Consider the following 18,879-nt stretch of genomic DNA (forward strand, 5'->3'; position numbering starts at 1 on the left):
GCGTGTCCTGAACAGGGCCACCCACCGGGCTCCAACACCCATGCTTACAGTCCTGAGAAGGCCTAACACCAAACCATCAGGCTAGCGGATCACAAGCTCCGAACTCAGATCTTGTCGTAGAGCTTGCTCCCGGATTCCACAAACTCCCGGGACTTTTCCTGCATGCCGGCGTCGACCGCAGACACCTCGTCAAGACCGTGCTCCTTCGCGTACTCCCGAACTTCCTGGGAAATCTGCATGGAACAGAACTTCGGCCCGCACATGGAACAGAAGTGGGCGACCTTGGCGGACTCCTTGGGCAGGGTTTCGTCGTGGTAGGCGCGGGCGGTGTCCGGGTCGAGGCCGAGGTTGAACTGATCTTCCCAGCGGAACTCGAAACGGGCCTTGGACAGGGCGTTGTCACGGATCTGGGCGCCCGGATGGCCCTTGGCCAGGTCGGCGGCGTGGGCGGCGATCTTGTAGGTGATGATGCCGGTTTTAACGTCGTCCTTGTTGGGCAGGCCCAGGTGCTCTTTCGGGGTGACGTAGCAGAGCATCGCACAGCCGTACCAGCCAATCATCGCGGCGCCGATGCCGGAGGTGATGTGATCGTAACCTGGCGCGATGTCGGTGATCAGCGGGCCGAGGGTGTAGAACGGGGCTTCGTCACAGCATTCCAGCTGCTTGTCCATGTTCTCTTTTACCAGTTGCATGGGCACGTGGCCGGGGCCTTCGATCATGCACTGGACATCATGCTTCCAGGCGATTTTGGTCAGTTCGCCCAGAGTTTCCAGTTCACCGAACTGGGCCGCGTCGTTGGCATCGGCAACAGAGCCGGGGCGCAGGCCATCGCCGAGACTGAAGGATACGTCGTAGGCTTGCATGATTTCGCAGATGTCTTCGAAATGCTCGTACAGGAAGCTTTCCTTGTGATGAGCCAGACACCATTTCGCCATGATGGAGCCACCGCGGGACACAATGCCGGTGGTGCGCTTGGCGGTCATGGGCACGTGGTGCAAACGTACGCCGGCATGGATGGTGAAGTAATCCACGCCCTGCTCCGCCTGTTCGATCAGCGTATCCCGGAAGACCTCCCAGGTCAGGTCTTCGGCGACGCCACCGACTTTCTCCAACGCCTGGTAGATGGGCACGGTGCCGATGGGTACCGGGGAGTTGCGAATGATCCACTCACGGGTTTCGTGGATGTTCTTGCCAGTGGACAAGTCCATGATGGTATCCGCGCCCCAGCGGATGCCCCAGGTAAGCTTTTCCACTTCTTCCTCGATGGAAGAACTGACCGCGGAGTTACCGATGTTGCCGTTGATTTTTACCAGGAAGTTGCGGCCGATGATCATCGGCTCGGTTTCCGGGTGGTTGATGTTGGCGGGGATGATGGCGCGCCCACGGGCGACTTCATCACGCACGAATTCCGGCGTGATCTCCTCCGGCAACGATGCCCCGAAAGACTGGCCGGGATGCTGATCCTTCAACAACCCGTTTTCCCTCGCTTCCTGCAGTTTCATATTTTCCCGGATGGCGATGTACTCCATTTCCGGGGTGACGATGCCCTGGCGGGCGTAGTACATCTGGCTGACATTCTTACCGGGCTTGGCTTTCAGAGGCTTGCGCTCGTCCATGAAACGAAGCGGATCAAGCTGGGGATCTTTCATGCGCCGGCGGGTAAACTCGGACGTGTAGCCATCCAGTTGCTCGACATCGCCCCGTTCTTCAATCCAGGCGGCACGGATCGGTTGCAGGCCTTTGCGCAGATCAATGGTGGCTTCGGGGTCGGTATACGGGCCGGAGGTGTCGTACACCATGACCGGCGGGTTCTTTTCTCCCCCCATTTCGGTCGGCGTGTCCTGCACAGTAATTTCCCGCATAGGCACCCGGAGGTCCGCTCGGCTACCCTGCACGTAAATCTTTCGTGAGCTTGGTAATGGTTTGATTGCGGCCGAATCGACTTTGGCTGAATCACTCAGGTAGGAAGGTAAGTCTGTCATCATGCGCTCCCGGAACAGTTAGGGGAATATCGGGTCGCGTATGACGGAGCCGCAGGCACTGTGTTTTCCCTGTCAGGGCCCCGCTAAAGGATTTAATCCAAGGGGGTTCCACGTGGCTTACAGCAATATTGTCTTAATCCCTACGCCGGTATTATCCGGATCAGGTCGCGGGTTCTGCGTTGCAATCTCAGCCAGCCTGATTTCATTCAGGCCAGCACCCCGTCAAGACGCGAATTCGTGTTACATGACACTCTAAATGAGTGCCGTTTGCAAGTGTAGAGATGCGGGCAATTATTGTCCATAATGACCAGCCAAACTCGTTCACCGTTGCCCGAAAGTATCCATCAGATTGCAACATAAGCGCTCCGGAGTGGAGCAGACGTGCTTACGTACCAGGAGACACAATGAAGAAACGATTGCTTTCAGGAATGATTGGCTTGCTTGCGGCACACCCCGCTTTCGCCATGGATCTGATCGAAACCTACGAGAAAGCGCTTTCCTACGACTCCGGAATCGCTGCCGCCCGAGCCAGCTTTGAGGCCCAGGAAGCTGGTACAGATGTGAGCCGTGCGAACCTGCTGCCCCAGGTCAATGCCTTCGGTGAAGCCAATTACACCGACTCCGAAAGCTCCAATCAGGACGTGGACTACACCACACTGGCCTATGGTGTCCGGCTGACCCAACCCCTGTTCCGGGCCGATGCGTGGTATGGGTACGACGCCAGCAAATTTCAGAGCGAGGCGGCCCGGGCAGAGTACAACCTGGCACAACAGCAGCTGATTCTTGACGTCGCCACTGCCTATTTCAACGTGCTGAGGGCTGCGGACACCCTGACCACCGCCCGGGCGACCGAAGCGGCGATTCAGCGTCAGTATGAACAGGCCCAGGAGCGCTTCGATGTCGGCCTGATCGCGATTACAGAAGTGTACGAGGCCCGCGCCAGCTACGACGACAGCAAAAGCCAGCGTATCGCCGCTGAAAGTGACCTGGACATCGCCCGCGAACAACTGGCGCGCCTGACCGGTGAGTACACGGAAGAGCTGGACAACCTGCGGGAGAATTTCCCACTGGGCCGTCCCGAGCCGATGGACCCCACCAAATGGGAAATGACGGCGCTGGAACAAAACTGGTCCATACAGTCAGCGATGTACGAACTCAACACCAGCGAAGCGAACCTGAAGGTATCCAAGGCCGGCCACTATCCGACGCTGGACCTGAACGCCTCATACGGCAAGAATAAGATCAATGGTCTGGACAATGGCTCAGCGCCGGTACAACAGCGGACAGACGGCACCACAACCGAAGCGGTGATCGGTGTGACCCTGAACGTGCCTCTGTACATGGGTGGCGGCACCCAGGCCGGGGTTCGCCAACAACGTTCATTGGTCACCGTGGCCGAACAGGGCCTGGAGACCACGCGCCGGGATGTTCGGGTCAACACCCGCAGCCTGTTCCGCACGGTGAATACCAATATTGAAACGGCGTCTGCACTGGAACAGACCATCATTTCCCGCCGTAGTGCGCTGGATGCCACCCGCGCCGGTTATGAGGTCGGTACCCGCAATATAGTGGAAGTACTGGATGCAGAGCGTGCTTACTACGTAGCGCTGCGGGATTACGCCAATTCCCGTTATGACTACGTCATCAACACCCTCAGCCTGAAACAGGCCGCTGGCACCCTGAGCCCTCAGGACCTGATCGACCTCAACAACTGGCTGAGCGCCAGGGCTCCGGGCATCGAAGCCCTGGCCAACGAAGAGGAAACCATCGAGGACCCGACGGAGTAAGTCGACGCCTTGCTTTCCCTCCGGTGCCCTTGCGCCGGAGGGGCATCACACCCTCTCGACGATACCATCCACGACCTTTTCCAGTGCGCCGCGATTGGCATTCACCACGGCCAGGGCGTTGTCCCCTGTCCGCTTGGCAGAGTCCGGATCGGCCAACAGAGCTGTTATGCAGTCCGCCAGCGCGTCAGTGGATGGTGTTAGATAAAGACCATGCCCGGCATTCAAGCGGTTGTAGATGGTTTCAAAGTTGAAGATGTGAGGGCCAGACAGCACAGGCATACCCCAGGCAGCCGGCTCCAGGGGGTTATGGCCACCCCGCTCGATCAGCGAGCCGCCGACAAACGCGATATCAGAAGCGCCATACAGCATCAGCAACTCCCCCATGGTGTCGCCGAGATAGACCTGGACCTCCGCCGAGACGGAGCCTGCCGCTGCTGAGCGGCGTGACAGCTGCAGGCCAACCGATTCCGTCAGCTCCGCGACGTCATCAAAACGCTCAGGATGCCTGGGCACAATCACCAACAAGGCATTGGGGAAGTTTCGGAGCACGGCCCTGTGGGCCTCCAGAATCTGATGATCTTCCCCTTCATGGGTGCTGGCAGCAATCCAGACCGGGCGATGCTCGCCAAGCTGGCTTCTGACGGCCGAAGCTTCCGCCCTGAGTGATGCGGAGATATCCACGTCAAACTTGATGCTTCCTGTCACCGAGACGGATTCTCGCGTGGCGCCAATCCGCAGGAAGCGCCCGGCATCTTCCTCCGCCTGGGCGGCAATCCAGCAAATACTCTGCAATAACGGTCGGACCAGCGACGGCACCCGTTCGTAGCCCCTCGCGGACCGCTCTGACAAGCGGGCATTGATCAGGAAAATCGGCACATCGTGGCGGAAGGTATTGGCAATCATATTGGGCCAGAGTTCGGTTTCCATAATCACCAGTGCCATCGGGCGAACCCGCTCGGCAAACCGACGGACCGCGCCGGGTGTGTCATAGGGGGAATAAGCGTAGCGCACCTGGTCGCCGAACATGGCTTTTGCCCTGGCGGACCCGGTCGGCGTCATCGCTGTCATCAGGATCGGCGTGTCAGGGTTACGGCGTAGCAACGCCTTCACCAGCGGCGCCGCGGCGATGGTTTCACCCACAGACACCGCATGCACCCAGATCACCGGTTCCGACGATTGCTCAACGTACCCCAGGCGCTCCTGCCAGCGCTTCCAGGCCTCGGGGTTGCGGCGCCCTTGCCACCACAAGCGCAACAATACAAATGGCAGCGCAAGGCGAAAAAACAGAGAGTAAAAAAAGTGCAGCATGGAGTCTCCGGGACGGCGATTCGGAGAGCATTCTACCGAATCACAGGACCGTTCGCCTGCATTCCTACTTTAGTCGACAGGAAACACCCTGCTAAACTCCGGTTTCATAACCGAAACACAGACGAGATGACACGAGCGTGAGCAAGCGCCCCGAAAAAAAACGCGATACCCGATATACAAGTTATCGCCACCCCCGCTGGTGGCCAACCTGGATTGGCATTGCCCTGATGTGGCTGATGTCGAGGCTGCCCTTGGGGTTGCAATGGCGGATCGGCAAAGTGATCGGCGAGCTTGCGTATCGCCTGATTCCCCGCCGCCGTCATATTACCGAGGTGAATATTCGACTGTGTTTTCCGGAGCTGTCTGCCCTGGAGCAACAACAGCTGGTTCGCAAGGCCTTTCACTCCAACGGTATCGGTATGATGGAAATCGGATTGGCATGGTTCCGCGACCCGAAAACCTACCTGCCGGTGACCACCGTGCATGGACTGGAGCATGTGGATGCCGCGCTGGCCAAAGGCAATGGCATCCTATTGCTGGGAGGTCATTACAGTACTCTGGACCTGGGCGGCAGTCTGGTCACCGAATTCATCGAGGCCGACGTCATGCAGCGGGACCACAACAACCCGTTAATGAACGCCGTCATGACCCGCGCCCGTGAGCGGCGCTACGGTGTTGCTCTGGACAGCAGGAACTTGCGCGGCCTGCTGAAGCAGCTCAAACAGAATCGCATTGTCTGGTATGCCACCGATCAGGACTACGGGCGCAAGGGCATCGTGTTTGCGCCCTTCTTCGGCGTGCCGGCCGGATCTATCACCGCAACCTCCCGGATTGCGGAACGCAGCGGGTGTGCGGTGGTGCCGTTCAGCCATTTCCGACGGGATGATCAACCCGGATATGACATCTACTTTCACCCACCACTGGATAACTTCCCCTCCGGTGATGACATGGCCGATGCCACACTGGTCAACCACACTATTGAACAGGAAGTCAGGCGCCATCCGGATCAGTATCTCTGGATGCACAGGCGCTTCAAAACCCGGCCCTCGAAAGACGACCCGGATCTCTATCGCAAGGACCCCCATTGAATGCAAACTGACGCCCCAGTGGTCTGGCTGCTGACCGACAACAAGCCGGGACACCGGAACCAGCTCAAGGGAATCGGCAACCGCCTGCGGGTTCAAGCCGGGGCCGCACTCCACTGGGTTGACGCCGGGGAGCATCGGGTACCCTTGTGGCGTGCCCTTTTGGGCATCGCGCCTGCGTCCATGCCTTCACTGCCCTCCCCCACGCTTATCATTGCGGCCGGCGCCTCCACACATCGGCTGTTGCTGGCGCTTCGTCGTACTGCCCGGACAAAAACCGTGGTGCTGATGAAACCTGCGTTTCCCATGAGATGGGCAGACGCCGTGATCCTTCCGGAGCATGACGGAGTCAGCCCCGGCAAACGGACTCTCACCACACAAGGTGTTATCAACAGCATTACGCCCCTGGCACGTATCACGGAAAAACCCGAGGCTCTGGTCCTGATAGGCGGCCCGTCCCCCCACTTTGAATGGGATGACAACGTGGTGTTCGACCAGATCGGTCAATTGATCGCGGATTACCCGAGCTGGCGCTGGACCATCAGCAGCTCCCGCCGCACGCCAAAAGCCCTGGCGGAACGCCTTGAAGAACTGGACAGCATCCGGGTGAGCGTAGTGGACCCCAAGCGTACTCACGAAGACTGGCTTGCCCATCAGCTATCCGCCTCTGGCGCCGCCTGGGTCACTCCCGACAGCATGTCCATGGTGTGTGAAGCGGCCACATCCGGCGTTCCGACCGGCCTGTTTCAGCTGCCCCCGAAGGCAGGCAGCCGGGTAGCACGGGGCATTGAACTGTTGGTAGAACGGGGCCAGGTTGCCCGCTGGAGCGATCATAGCAACGTTATGGACCGTTCCTCCGGGGAAAAGCTCCGGTTGTGGGAAGCAGACCGGGCTGCCCAGTGGCTGATCCGCCTGTTCCTCAGTCGAGGTTCGCGGTGAGAGTTCTCCAGATTCTGCCCGCCCTGCACAGTGGCGGTGTTGAGCGTGGCACCGTGGAATTCGCCGCCGAACTGGTCAAGCGGGGCCACGAGTCATTCGTGGTGTCCAACGGGGGGCCCCTGGTTGGGCAACTGGAAGCCCACGGCTCGGTCCATGTCACCATGCCGGTTCATCGCAAATCCCCAGCCTCGTTCGGGCAAATCCTGCCCATGCGACGCTTGCTGGAGGACATCCGGCCGGACGTAGTCCACGTTCGCTCCCGCATGCCCGCCTGGATCACCTGGCTGGCCTGGCGCGGACTGCCCGCACACGAACGCCCGGTCCTGGTCTCAACGTTCCATGGCATGTATTCCGTCAACCCCTACAGCGCCATTATGGCCAAGGCGGACCATATCATTGCTGTTTCTGATTGCGTGCGGGATTACATCATTCGTAATTTCCAGGTTCCCGAGGACAAGCTGACCGTTATTCAGCGCGGGGTCGACGTGGATGGATTCCGGAGCCAGACCCTGAATTCCGCCTGGCACGCCCGGCTGATGGAACAGCACCCGCACCTGCGAGATAAACGCATCATCATGATGCCCGGGCGAATCTCCCGCTGGAAAGGCCAACTGATGTTTCTGGAAGCCATGGCAGAGATTGTCCAAAAGAATCCCGATTGCCACGGCATCATCGTCGGCGGAGTGGAACCCGGCAAGGACCGCTTCATGGAAGAGCTGGAACGGCGACGGGAGGAATTGGGACTGGCACAACACATTACGTTCCTGGGGCAGCGCAATGACATGGCCGAGCTGTACCTGTTATCGGACCTGGTCTGCCACATGTCCACCAAGCCGGAACCCTTCGGTCGCACCGTCACTGAGGCCCTGGCCTCCGGTACACCGGTAGTAGCCTTTGATCGCGGCGGAGCAGCGGAAACCTTGCGGGCCTGTTTTCCGGAGGGACTGGTGGAACCTGATGATACCCATGCCTTTGCACAGACCGCCCTACGGCTCCTGCCCACCCAGGTCCACGATATCCGGGTGCCATGGCGATTTCGACTGGAAGCCCAGACGGAAGCAACCCTCTCCGTCTATGAACGCCTGCTGAAGAACAAAGGCGAACTCTGTGACTGCTGAGCCCCCGCTGACCATCGCCATGTTGCTTGCCACCCCCGGCACAAGTTGGGGAGGCATGGAAAAGCACACGGCCGAGTTGGCGGACGCCCTTGCCCGGAGAGGTCATACCCTTCACCTGATTGCGCACCCGGCTTACCAGAACCAATTCAGCAACAACGTGCACGTGCACCCGATGCCAATGCACCTGGGCAGGCGCAATCCCATCCTGTATCTGAAACTTCGGCGTTTGCTTCGCCATTTAGTGCCCGATCTTTGCCATGGGCAGGGCAACAAAGCCATCGCTTTGCTGAGCCAATTGAAACTGCCTGCCAAGCGAATTGGCACAGTCCACGGCATTAAAAAGAGCCATCGAGGACTTGAGAAGATGGACGCCGTTATCGGCGTTAGCCAGGCAGTTATGGCAACACTGAAGCACCCAAACAAGACACTCATCTATCACGGGAGTTCTGCAGGCCAGGACTCGTCAGCTTCGCCCTCACCCTTTAACAAAAGATCCTTCATACAAGCCGTCGCGATTGGCCGCCTTGAACCCGTCAAAGGCTTTGATTTACTGGTCCGGGCCTGGGAACGGCTTAACAACGACGCGCAGCTCACTATCATCGGGGAGGGTAGCCAGCGAACCTCGCTGGAAGCGCAGATTGCCGCCACGGGCCTGTCGTCGCGAGTATCACTGGCCGGCTTTCAGAGCACTCCGGAGACCTGGCTTCAGCATGCCGATGTCTGCATCATCAGCTCGCACCGGGAAGGGTTGTCTTACGTTCTCATTGAAGCACTGCAATCCGGGTGCGCGGTCCTCGCCACACCCGTGGCCGGAGCAAAGGAGCTGTTGCCGGCCATAGCCGTAGCAGAGAACCATTCTGCCGAAGCCCTCTCTCAACTACTGGCCACGCACCTGACAGCACTGGAACAACTCCGTGACGCCGAGCGCCCCGCGATGGAGTATGCGAGGACAGAATTGACGATCGACAGCATGGCTACCCGAACCGAAGACACTTATCGACAGCTTCTCAGGAACCATCACCATGATTGATCTGTCGAGGGCGACACCGTTTGCTTCTGGCGCCAACCGGCATTGTTTTCGACATCCCGACAACCCCCGGCTGTGCCTGAAAGTGTTGCGCCCTGAAAACATCGAGGCCCGCTTTCAGCGCCAGCCCCTGGCCAAAAAGCTGCTGGGCAAAAAACGGATTGATGATAATGCCCAGGAGCTGAAGGCCCACCATCAAAGTGCCATTCGTCAGTTGCTTGCGCAGGGCCAGGCCGAGACAGTCTGGCAGCACCTGCCCCGTTTCCATGGCGCGGTACAAACCTCCCTGGGAAGCGCTAACGTCAGCGAGCTTTTGCTGGATGATCACGACCAGCCCGCTGAAACCCTGGAACATTACCTTCAACGCCAGGGATTTGATCAACCCATACAGGAAGCTGTCGGGCGCTTTTGTGACTGGCTTCTGGACACAGGCATCCTCACCCGCAACCTGCTGCCCCATAATCTCGTTGTAGTAGAGTCGGAGCGGCGGGCGGAACTGTACCTGGTCGACGGGCTCGGCGCCCCTGCTATCCCGGATAAACTCTCGGCCATACCCGCCTGGCGGCGGCGGTATATCTCCCGGCGCATCCAGCGTTTCTACCTGCGGATAGAATGGGAGCTAAGCAACCGACAGCAAAGCTGGGAACATTCCCAGAAACTGTAGTTTCCCCGTACCGCCTTGCCGCACGGGTCCGATGGTGATAGCTTCCGCTCAGTCCGACTATTAGAGATGATGTCCCTATCCATGGCCGTTTCCAAAGCAACATTCCTGATTCTCGCCCTCAAACTGGCCGGCAAGCTATCCTTGCGAGGCGCGCAATTGATTGGCCGTACGCTCGGCACACTGGGCTGGGTGTTCAACAGCAGGTCACGCAAAGTGACGGACACCAACCTGCGCATCTGCTTTCCGGACATGGCCGAAAACCAGCGCCGGGATCTGGCCCGTTCAAGCCTGCGCCATACCGGTCAGACCCTGATGGAAATTCCACTGATGTGGGAATGGCCGGTGGAGGATTGCCTGGGGTTGATTCAGGAGATTGAGGGTGAGCACCTGGTCAGGGACGCAATGGCCAAAGGTAAGGGGCTAGTGCTGCTGGCGCCCCATTTGGGCAACTGGGAACTGACCGGTCTGTACTTTTCCTCCCGCCATAAAATGGCGGCGCTATACAGCCCGCCCCATATCCGCGAATTCGAGGATTACATGATTCGGGTGCGCGGACGTATCGGCTCTGAACTGGTACGTGGTGACCGGCGTGGTCTCGCACGCATGATCACCCTTTTACGGGAAGGCGGCGTTGCCGGCATTCTTCCTGACCAGAGCCCGCGGGCAAAAGGGGTCGCCCATGCACCGTTCTTCGGGCTGAATGTACGCACCATGACCCTGGTATCGAAACTGCTTCAGAAGTCCGGCGCCACGCCGCTGATAACCTTCTCCGAGCGCCTGAAAGACGGCAAGGGCTTCCGCCTGATCATTCGCGAATGCGAACCGGATATGGATGCCACCGATCCTGTCGTTGCGACAACCGCGCTGAACCTGTCGATCGAAAACTGCGTGCGCGAAATTCCGGAGCAATATCAATGGGAGTACAAGCGCTTTCGCCACCTGACGCCGGGAACCCCTAATCCCTATAACCCCAAGAAGCTGTGTCGCTGACCCTTCCCGATCGTAAGAATCCCTGACAGGAAACAAGCCGCGAGCGCGTGTATACTAGGCCCCTGATTTTAATGCGACACCGTCACGGGCCCGATTAAGTTATGACACCACAATCCATTGGCGTGGTTATCACCACCTACAATTCCCCCTTGTGGCTTGGCAAGGTACTGACCGGGTATGAAAACCAGACCTGGAAAGACTTTCGTGTCATCGTGGCCGATGACGGCTCCACGGACGACACCCGACAACTGATCGAAAGCTTCAGGGAGCGTGGCATTCTTACGATTGATCACGTCTGGCATGAGGACGACGGCTTCCGTAAATGCCAGATCCTCAACAAGGCAATCCATGAGACCAGTTGCGATTACCTGATCTTTACCGACGGTGACTGTATTCCCGAGCCGCGTTTTATTGACAGCCATCGCACTCTGGCAGAGCCCGGATACTTTTTGTCCGGTGGGTACATCAAGCTCACCATGCCCGTGTCTGAAACAATTTCCGACGATGACATCCGCACCGGGGTGATCTTTGACCCCAAGTGGCTCGTCGCAAATGGCCAGCCCAAAACCCACAAACTCTGGAAGCTATCGCCTTCTCCGTTAGTGAAAAAGCTGATGAACTCCGTTACCCCCGCTGCCGCCAGCTGGAATGGCATGAACAGCTCCACCTGGACGAAAGACCTGATCGCGGTGAACGGATTCAACGAGGATATGCAGTACGGCGGACTGGACCGGGAGTTGGGCGAACGCCTGTGGAACTACGGCCACAAATCGAAACAGATCCGCTACAGCACCGTGTGCCTGCATCTGGATCATGCCCGCGGCTACTCCAAACCGGAGATCTGGGCAAAGAACCGCGCCATTCGTAAAGCGGTGAAAGATAACCGCACGTTCTGGGCGGTCAACGGAATCGAGAAGAAACCCACCGCATGAGAACCCTGGTCGTCATTCACAGCCTCAAGATGGGTGGTATGGAGCGCGTTGCCGTCAATCTGGCTGACGCCTTCGCCGAAGAGGGTCACGAGAGCCACCTGTTATCCTGCCGGAACCGTCCCAACGACCTGCAGCCTGCCCATGAAGGGGTGAAGCTTCATCACTTTGATCAACAGCAGGCCCTGCTCAAGTCGGTGGTTGGCATACCGGTTTTCCTGCTGTCCCGCCTTCTCCTTGGCGTATTGCTACCAAAATCCCACTTCATGTGGGTCGGGTGGCTCAGTGGATGGTTACTGAAGCGCCATATCCAGAAACTTGAGCAACAGCATGGCCGCTTTGACCGTATCGTGTTTCGCGGACTGGGCACTTTCAAGTACTTCTGGTCATTCCGAGACGACCGCAACATCTACGTACTGGAAAATGTCATCCATTACGACCGGCCCCTGTGGCAAAAAAAGCTGGAATGGAAGCTGGTGTTCCACAACCGACACCTGGCCTGTGTTTCGTCTGGTGTTCTGGAGTCGGCTCAGGAAGCGTTCGAGAAAGGGAATATCGAACCGAAGAGTCTGCGGGTGATCACCAACCCTTGTCCTGTCGAACAGATTCAGGCCATGGCACAGGCTAACGATCCTGACATACCTGCAGCCCCGTATATCGTGAACGTTGCCAGGCTGGTTCCCCAGAAGGGGCATGCTCTCCTGCTGGCAGCGTTCGCTAAAGCCCGGATTCCCCATCAACTGGTTATTGTAGGGGAAGGCCCGTTACGTCAGGAGCTTGAACAAAAAGCCCGGTCACTCGGAATAGCAGAACGGGTAATGTTCGCCGGCAAGCGCACCAATCCCTATCCCTGGATGCATCGGGCCGACCTGTTTGTGCTCGCGTCCGAATACGAAGGGCTAGGCATCGTGCTGACTGAGGCCCTGGCCTGTGGCACACCCATCCTGTCAACAGACAGCCGTGGCGGCGTGCGGTTTGTGTTTCAGGGCGAGCTTGAACAATACCTGACACCGGGCACGCCGGAAGGACTGGCGGAGGGGCTTGAATCGGTGATTGGCAAACTGCCTATTGAGGTCAAACCGGAGTGGCTTGAGGCGTTTAGTGCCAAGACGGTGGTTGAGGCGTTTTTGGCGGATCCTGAGCCCCCAGCTTAAGTATCAATAGACGGCCTACCCAGGCTGAAAATACACGGCGGATTATTCCGGCAGGCGCAACCGTTGCAGGGTATCCAAGGCAGTCTTATGGACCACACCAAGCTGCGCGGGGAATGACGCATCCAACATAAGAGCCATCGCAAATCGATGGCAGCCCGCCCCCGAAAATATGGGTTCGCCTCCCGGCCCGAGGTGCATAAGAATTCCTCCCACCTCGCGAAAGTTACCGGCAACAAGCTCCCCGCGTGGGGGTAAGCTGCCCCGCTTCCTCACATCTGCCCAAATAGCATCCAGGGCCTCAAACCTTCGTTCCACATCCTGCAGATTGCGGCACTTATCGGTAACGCCCGTCGGCGAGGCCGCAATTCGCTCAAGCATGAAGTCGAACGCCCCTGAGTCTGCCCAGCTTTTTCCGTCACGCCAATGGGACCAACAGTAAGCCAGCTTTGGATGCTTCTCCAATGGCTGCTCAAGGCTCTCGGGCCAACCAGATACAACCCGTCCGGACAGCTGGCGAGCACTGGTACCGAATCGGGCCGCCAACTCTGCAGCTTCAATATAGTGCTTACATTGAGCGGGGCTTACCCATATTCGCTCAGCATAGCGAGGGCCCCGCCCCCCAAACTGCAGACGATTGAAGCTGCCAATCCAAAAATCTCTAAGCTGATATTTTATAGTCAAAAACTGCCCTTAAAACAGAGAAAACACTACTATCGCGAAATAGCCCACAGCATCAGTCAAGATTACATCTGGCTCCTGTCGGCCTCAAAAAAAAGCCGGCCTGTTTCACGAATCATTCGTTTAAGCCCAAACTCGTTATTGATCCTCTCCCGAAGTTCAACCGGAGAATAGACGTTTTTACCGTCAATAATTGACTGAATCCCCCGAGACAGGGCCTCCACATCGTTAATATCTGCCAACACACCGTATCTACCGTTTCCAAGCAATTCTTCGCTTCCCGGCACACGCGTTGAAACCACTGGTTTACCATGGCTCATTGCCTCATTCAGCACGTTCGCCATGCCTTCGTTCCTCGAACAAAGCAAGAAAAGATCAATACCCTTGAAAAAAGCATGCATGTTGCTCTGGTAACCCAGAAAATGAATTCTCGATGCCTGCGGCTTGTCATTGATAGCCGCCTTGATCTCACCCTCAAACTCCCCCTCCCCCGCGTGAACTATATGCACATTGCCCGGAAGGTTGGCGAGAATATCCGGCAAAAGATCGAACCCCTTTTGAGGGCTGAAGCGCCCGGCACAACCTACAATCACACTGTCTGAAGGAAGGTTCAGGAGTGCCCTGAAATTCATTGGCTCTTCCTCAGGAGATGGAAGATCAAATCCGTTGTAGATCCTGAAAACGTTGTTATTGTCGAAGAACTTCGGGTACTTCAACATTTCATTCTTGAGAGAGTCGCTATTAACCATGAGAACGGCTTTCATCAATCGGAAGATCGCAAAAAATTTGATGGGACTCTTCACTCTTCGTGAAATCCCAAGGTAGAGGACTATGCGATCAACCCCAGCCAGCCTCGAAGCTAATGAAACCAGCCACCAATCCTTTTTCAGGGCAGCGAAAACCACATCAGGCTTTATTTCCCTAAGAATTTTCACGTAATTTCCAACAACGAAGAAGTTGAAATCCCCGCCCCGGGACTTAACATTAATCACTGTCACATTATCCAGATCGACAAAGCGATTTTCGAAATATCCCTGCAGTAGTATCACATACACCTTTACGCCAGACTCCCCGAGGAGTCTGGCCCTGAGATGCACGTTTTTTTCGATTCCTCCCCATACACGGGAAGGACAGAAGAGAACAACTTTTTTCATGATTCATTTTCCCTCGAATCACGCCGAAATAATGACCGCTTAAAGCTTTCTCAGGGCCTCGTTTTCCTTCGCTTCCGTATCCGTCGCTTCAAATCCCGAAGGCCGAAACTGATGGACTCCAAACAGGAAGCCAACCAAAGCCAGCGGGATGCCTTCTCTTCGCGAGAAAGAAAGCTGCGAGCCTCGGGACAACTTCTCAAAAGACGATCGATTTCTCGTGCTTTTTGCAACCGAGGCAAGAATCGTGGCTTTTTTAACCGAAAATCAATAAAGGCAACCGCATCACCAACTATGAGAAAGTTGGCTAACTGAGCGTCGCTACGAAGGTAGTCCAGTTGATGCAGGGCGCGGAGTGTTACGAGGATGTTGTTCGCATCACCTGCCTCAGCAGGCCGACCATCGACAAATCTGTAACAGACAAAGGAATCAACAACGACGCCCCGACATCTTCGCTCGCCTGCCAAAACTGGTTGTGGCGCAACGAATCCCAGTCTGGCCATCAATTCAAGGTGGCGAAAAGTCCTCAGCGCATCGCTTACCCTGAAATAAGTCAGAAAACGTTCCCATCTTCTCGCATTCCGCGCACGGGGCACTTTGAGCAGAAGAGAGCTACCTTCAAAGCTCACCCTCGCACTCAGAGTCCGCCAATTATCGCGATATACCGCTTCCCTGGTAAGGGTGTTATCTATAACCGCGTCCACCAGGCGACTGCTCGCACTTTCCCCAATACTGGAAACCACTCGGTACTGTCGGTAATTGAATGCAAAAGGCATCACGCTTCTTGCCTTTCGTAGAATCTGGCTAAACCTACGAGAAAGATAAATGGCAACCAGAAGAAGAGCCAGTCCGGACTCGGCGGGGCCACGATCCTGTGGCCATCCGTCATATTCAAAAGCATAATCAGCAAATAAAGCCCCAAAGCAAACGGTCGCAGCCGACGAGCCGAACCTTGAGATAACCGAAGCAGTCGCCATAGAACCCAAGCCAGCAAGACAGAAAAGATAAAGAATCCGATAAGGCCGGCGTAATGATAAACCCCCAGGAACAGGTTATGCGGATGCTTGATCTTGATACCTATCTGCTCATACAGAAGTTTTCCAGCATCAGAGTTTGTAAACTCGGATGCCATTCCAGCTCCTATCCAGATTATGTCGGGCGGATTCTGAAGAACTGCCAGCCAAATCTGCGGTCGATAGGAAAACCCGCGCGCGCTCATCCTGAGTAACAAATCGTCGAATAGCAGGGTCGAGAGAACGATCAGAAAAAGACAGCCACCCGCCAACCACCAAACATAACGCCACCGCTTCGCTCTACCACTCACCAGCTGCAAGGAGAGTGAGTATGCAAAAAGAAATACTAGCAACGCCACAAAGGGACCGCGACTTTGGGAGAGGAATACGACAACCACCACGACAAGGAAGGACGTTCCCATCATGGCATAATCAATACGCTCTCGGTGCGTGTCTACCTGATACATCACCATGCCAATCGCCCACAAACTTATTAGCGCAGCCGGTCCCAGTATCGGGTGACTCAGAAATCCAAATCCGCTGAATCTGGCGGGGTACTGATCAGTCCACAGGTAATTCGCAACCGCCAAAACACCGCTGACAACGGCCACGCCTACCAGGATGCGGGCATAGAACAGCGGCTCGCCAAGCCATTTCTGGGACGCCACAAGCACTCCCAAAACAAAGACCGCGGTACTCACCCCCCATCGAACAACCTGGTATTGATCCTCCGCCATCAACCCGGCAGGGAAAAATGTTCCTGCGGCTACAAGGCCAATCAGTCCGGTTGCCAGCCAAGCGGTTCTATCGTTAATCCCGGTGTCAGGCTGCCAACGAACACAAGCCAGAAATACCAGAGGGAAAACCCCGACAAACAAAAATGCCCTGTAAAAGGCAATCCAGGGCACGAGAAGTGAAAAAGTAAGGAACAGCAGAAGAAAAACGCTGATCCAGTGCTGGGTGCGAAAAGGGGTAGTCAACTTTGGATACCAGACTTGGTGAAGGAGATACCGATTCAATTAGATGCCCTCGGAATACGGCCAACGATTCTATCCATCCAGGATTTCCAGAAATCCATGAATTCATCATTAGCACTATCCAGGCTTTGAGCGCATAAAAACTTGCATTCAGGGCGCCCCTCGACCTCGACCAAACGGTCTATGTCGCCTGTACCGGCAAAAGAGCTAAGATACAGAGACTCAGGTGTAGCTGAAATGCTGGCTGTTTTCCTTTTTATCTCCAGATGGTTCGCCAGAGCAATTGGCCAGAACTGCCGGACGCTTCTCAAAGGATAAGATGCATTTCTCTGAAGCTTACGAGGGTATTTCGCATAAAAGTCGCGAAACGTACTGACCCGCATCGGATGAGGGATGTGTTCAACATCCAGGAATTGATCCCTGATTCCAGCCATCTCGGCGGCCTCCGATTGTAGCGTGCGTCGAGTTGGTCGCCCCTTTCCAAATAAACGCTTGAGGTGCTTGGCTGGCTGCCGTTTAACGATTGGCCTGAAGGTGCCACGGAGCACAACCCCGCCGTCGTTGAAGAAGTCTTCTGGCTTCACTTCTTTGACGAGACAGCAATCATCGTTAAAGTAGATGAAATTATTGGAAAGGCCTGGTATCCGCCACAACATCGTCTCGATAGAAAGGCTATTAAAGGTCGGCAGACTATTGCTGAAATCACGAAAGATCACTTTATGGTCGACTACACTGACGCGGTCAGCAATTGTGGAAGGTAGACATTTCATGAATCCCGGAGTCTGCTCGTCCGTAACGATAAAAACATGCCTTAGCCACGGGGCAAAACGGATGAGCGATGCGACACAATACTCCAGCTCACCTCTGTCTGCATAACGGGTCCTCGCGGCCGCCTTTGGCCGATGCCTTGCACGCCACCCCAAGTGAGCTTCAAGTTTTCGCTCATGATCTGGATCGTCGCCATCAACCCACGTGACAACCGCATCAATTGGCTCTTCACTGCACTGCAAAGACATATCGGGAAAACTAACCTCATTTCAGGGTTTAACGCCGAGCATTTACTGTTTTCGGTTGCGCAGGATCAGACCGTATGACCAGAGTCCCGACGTTTTTCAACAGGTTAAAGCAAAGCGATTGTATGCGTGACATTACGCCTAATCCAATAGCTGGACATTGGGTCCATGCAATGATTGGACAGAAATCGTGATAGACGACTTTTGGATCTCACACCTAACCGATCATGCTGCAAAATACCCTTCCAGGAGGGCCTGCCATAAGTTGGTGCGCTCCTGTTCGGTGAGAACCCTCAAGCGCTTTTCAACAGACCGACGCAACCGCCTCAAATTACGATCCTTCCAGCCGGCTGCCTTCTCCGTTTCACGATGCAGCCTGCATCTATCAAAGTCGATAAGATAAATCCGGCCTGTTGCCACCAGGATGTTGTCACAATTCAGATCGACATGATCCAGCCCCTCCTGATGAAACGAGCCGATAGTTTCGCCAACCTGCTGCCAGAGCTTTTCATCCCTCACATCAGGATGTTCAGGCAACGGCTGCGCCCCCTTAATTCTCTCTATAAGGATCGCCGCCTCATAAGACAAGCCACGTCGGCGAGCAATAGCCGCTACCGGTTTCGGGACTGGCAAACCGCATTCATGCAGATTCTGCAACAACCTGAACTCCGAAAAGGAGCGAGTCTTGTCAAAACCGGTAAACAGGTAGCGGCGATCGGATACCCGAGCCGCAAGCCCACCCCGCCGATAGTGCCGCAAAACCAGCGCCCCTGATTCAGACTGAATAAACCAGGCACTGCCTCTACCACCCGCAGCCACAGAGTGAGCCTGACCTCCCCAGAATTCCGGACAGAACCATTGCTCATCAACCTGCGTATAGCCCGGAGCACGGAGTATACGAGCTCCTTTCCAGCCTGCATTGTCCTCAGCGCCGAACTTCAATGTGATGACACCATATACCTGGAACCCTGGACCACACCTGCCAAGGCTCACAAGACGTTGGCCGGGGAGTACGTTAGAATGGCGCACAGTTTACCAACGACACCCTTCCGGCACTACAACAG

15 protein-coding genes and 1 riboswitch are annotated in these 18,879 nt (G+C 56.2%); of the genes, 9 read left to right on the forward strand and 6 right to left on the reverse strand.

What is annotated here, in order from left to right:
- Window positions 1–104: 104 nt before the first annotated feature.
- Entirely contained in the window at window positions 105–1,982 is a 1,878-nt protein-coding gene (thiC, locus tag ACJO5Y_RS07695) for a phosphomethylpyrimidine synthase ThiC (RefSeq protein WP_406985854.1), read from the reverse strand.
- Between the two features lie 120 nt (window positions 1,983–2,102).
- Window positions 2,103–2,214: riboswitch (TPP riboswitch) on the reverse strand.
- Window positions 2,215–2,386: 172 nt separating this feature from the next.
- On the opposite strand from thiC, the gene ACJO5Y_RS07700 reads away from it, so the two are divergent.
- Complete coding sequence (locus tag ACJO5Y_RS07700; RefSeq protein ID WP_406985856.1) at window positions 2,387–3,769, forward strand: TolC family outer membrane protein; 1,383 nt, start codon at window positions 2,387–2,389, stop codon at window positions 3,767–3,769.
- Window positions 3,770–3,814: 45 nt separating this feature from the next.
- Here ACJO5Y_RS07700 and waaA read toward each other — a convergent pair whose 3' ends face one another.
- Window positions 3,815–5,077: a lipid IV(A) 3-deoxy-D-manno-octulosonic acid transferase gene (waaA, locus tag ACJO5Y_RS07705; protein WP_406985858.1), complete on the reverse strand. Its 1,263-nt coding sequence runs from the start codon at window positions 5,075–5,077 to the stop codon at window positions 3,815–3,817.
- A 137-nt stretch (window positions 5,078–5,214) separates the two neighbouring features.
- Here waaA and lpxL point away from each other — a divergent pair, with 137 nt between their 5' ends.
- The 8 genes from lpxL (at window position 5,215) to ACJO5Y_RS07745 (ending at window position 12,983) form a co-directional block, all read left to right on the forward strand.
- Complete coding sequence (gene lpxL / locus ACJO5Y_RS07710) at window positions 5,215–6,165, forward strand: LpxL/LpxP family Kdo(2)-lipid IV(A) lauroyl/palmitoleoyl acyltransferase (protein WP_406985860.1); 951 nt, start codon at window positions 5,215–5,217, stop codon at window positions 6,163–6,165.
- Window positions 6,166–7,101 (forward strand): mitochondrial fission ELM1 family protein, encoded by a 936-nt coding sequence (locus ACJO5Y_RS07715; RefSeq protein WP_406985862.1) that lies wholly within the window; start codon window positions 6,166–6,168, stop codon window positions 7,099–7,101.
- Entirely contained in the window at window positions 7,098–8,219 is a 1,122-nt protein-coding gene (locus ACJO5Y_RS07720) for a glycosyltransferase family 4 protein (protein ID WP_406985864.1), read from the forward strand. The genes ACJO5Y_RS07715 and ACJO5Y_RS07720 overlap by 4 nt, the downstream gene beginning before the upstream one ends.
- Complete coding sequence (locus ACJO5Y_RS07725) at window positions 8,209–9,249, forward strand: glycosyltransferase family 4 protein (protein ID WP_406985866.1); 1,041 nt, start codon at window positions 8,209–8,211, stop codon at window positions 9,247–9,249. Before ACJO5Y_RS07720 ends, ACJO5Y_RS07725 begins: the two co-directional genes overlap by 11 nt.
- Complete coding sequence (locus ACJO5Y_RS07730) at window positions 9,242–9,910, forward strand: YrbL family protein (RefSeq protein ID WP_406985868.1); 669 nt, start codon at window positions 9,242–9,244, stop codon at window positions 9,908–9,910. Before ACJO5Y_RS07725 ends, ACJO5Y_RS07730 begins: the two co-directional genes overlap by 8 nt.
- Before the next feature lie 81 nt (window positions 9,911–9,991).
- Complete coding sequence (locus ACJO5Y_RS07735) at window positions 9,992–10,900, forward strand: lysophospholipid acyltransferase family protein (protein ID WP_406985869.1); 909 nt, start codon at window positions 9,992–9,994, stop codon at window positions 10,898–10,900.
- Window positions 10,901–11,001: 101 nt separating this feature from the next.
- Window positions 11,002–11,832 (forward strand): glycosyltransferase family 2 protein, encoded by an 831-nt coding sequence (locus ACJO5Y_RS07740; protein ID WP_406985871.1) that lies wholly within the window; start codon window positions 11,002–11,004, stop codon window positions 11,830–11,832.
- Complete coding sequence (locus ACJO5Y_RS07745; protein WP_406985873.1) at window positions 11,829–12,983, forward strand: glycosyltransferase; 1,155 nt, start codon at window positions 11,829–11,831, stop codon at window positions 12,981–12,983. The genes ACJO5Y_RS07740 and ACJO5Y_RS07745 overlap by 4 nt, the downstream gene beginning before the upstream one ends.
- Window positions 12,984–13,726: 743 nt before the next feature.
- On the opposite strand, the gene ACJO5Y_RS07750 is transcribed toward ACJO5Y_RS07745, so the two are convergent.
- The 4 genes from ACJO5Y_RS07750 to ACJO5Y_RS07765 all read right to left on the reverse strand — a co-directional run bounded on the left by ACJO5Y_RS07750 (window position 13,727) and on the right by ACJO5Y_RS07765 (window position 18,757).
- Window positions 13,727–14,815, reverse strand: a complete 1,089-nt coding sequence (locus ACJO5Y_RS07750) for a glycosyltransferase (protein ID WP_406985874.1) — start codon at window positions 14,813–14,815, stop codon at window positions 13,727–13,729.
- Window positions 14,816–15,587: 772 nt separating this feature from the next.
- The gene (locus ACJO5Y_RS07755; protein ID WP_406985876.1) at window positions 15,588–16,844 is read right to left on the reverse strand and encodes an O-antigen ligase family protein; all 1,257 of its coding nucleotides are present in this window, start codon (window positions 16,842–16,844) and stop codon (window positions 15,588–15,590) included.
- A complete protein-coding gene (locus ACJO5Y_RS07760; RefSeq protein WP_406985878.1) occupies window positions 16,841–17,818 on the reverse strand; it encodes a stealth family protein in 978 nt (325 codons plus the stop codon). Before ACJO5Y_RS07760 ends, ACJO5Y_RS07755 begins: the two co-directional genes overlap by 4 nt.
- Before the next feature lie 222 nt (window positions 17,819–18,040).
- Entirely contained in the window at window positions 18,041–18,757 is a 717-nt protein-coding gene (locus tag ACJO5Y_RS07765) for a 3-deoxy-D-manno-octulosonic acid kinase (protein WP_406985879.1), read from the reverse strand.
- Window positions 18,758–18,879 lie beyond the last annotated feature (122 nt).

Origin of the sequence: Marinobacter alkalisoli, assembly GCF_045449855.1 — a bacterium.
Lineage (GTDB): Bacteria > Pseudomonadota > Gammaproteobacteria > Pseudomonadales > Oleiphilaceae > Marinobacter.